The organism is Streptosporangium amethystogenes (assembly GCF_000721075.1).
GTDB lineage: Bacteria > Actinomycetota > Actinomycetes > Streptosporangiales > Streptosporangiaceae > Streptosporangium > Streptosporangium amethystogenes.
Window position 1 is genome coordinate 1 of sequence record NZ_JOEQ01000126.1, and the last position, 1012, is coordinate 1012.

Below are 1012 nucleotides of genomic sequence, written 5' to 3' on the forward strand. Positions count from 1 at the left end.
GCCTCGGCTCCTTGCATGAGCACCAGCCGGATCTGCTTCCGGTAGACCGTCTCCGTGACCACCGTGTTCCGGTGCCCGACGAGCCGTGAGATGTCCTCGATCGGGACGCCGGAGTCCGACAGCAGCGAGACGAAGCTGTGCCGCATCTCGCGAGGGGTCCAGTCGGTGCCACGCAGTCCCGCCTTCTCAATGATCTTCCGTACGTCACGGCGTACGTTGCCCGCGCTCATGGCGGTGCCCTTCGAGGTGGAGAAGACAAGATCCGCTTCCATCCCCGCCTTCTCCTGCTCTTCCCAGAGCGTGCGCAGCGCGTCCACGCACAGCCGAGGGAGCTTGAGAGAACGGCGCGACCTGACGGTCTTGGCGTCTCCCTTCTGTCGCACGGACCGCCACACGTAGATCGCGAACTGTTCGTGCTCCCAGCCGGTCTCGGTGACCGGAGACCACACGTTGCGGCTCTCGTCGAAGGCGACCACGTGCGACCAGAGAAGCGCACGCAACTCCTCCGTACGGGCGCCGATCAGCAGCGAGAGCACCACGTACGCCCGCATGCGCGGGTTGGCCTGCTCCGCCAGGGCGATGATGGAGCCGGCCTGCGCGAGCGTGAGCGCCTTGGAGGTACGGCCTTCTCGCAGAGGTCGACGACGTTCCGCTTCACCTTGTCGCGGCGCATGGCGCTCTTCACCGACCGGTTGAGGATGCCGTGGATCAGCTTGAGAGACCGCGTGCTCAGCTCATCCGTCTTGCTCGCAAACCACCGGTCGACGTCCTCCACCGACAGGTCACGCAGCTTGCGCGCTCCCACCGCCGGGATCACGTGCTTGTCGGCGAACGTGGTGTACATCTTCACCGCGGTCGCCGAGAGTCCGGCCAGGCCGTGTTGCAGCCAGTACTTCACGGCGTCGGTCACCGTGTAGTTCGCCGGTGCGATGGCCAGGCCGTCGTCGTAGTCGCGGATGATCTCTTTGAGCTTGTCCTTGGCCTCCGTCTTGCTCTTGCCGCTGGCCTTCTT

1 protein-coding gene and 1 pseudogene are annotated in these 1012 nt (G+C 65.4%); both read right to left on the reverse strand.

What is annotated here, in order from left to right; genetic code table 11:
• The coding region (locus IG98_RS49970) for a tyrosine-type recombinase/integrase (protein ID WP_245651979.1) at window positions 1-551 on the reverse strand (551 nt) is incomplete at its 3' end.
• Window positions 521-1012 (reverse strand): annotated as a pseudogene (locus tag IG98_RS53005) (hypothetical protein); the annotation flags it as partial. The gene IG98_RS49970 and the pseudogene IG98_RS53005, both read right to left, overlap by 31 nt.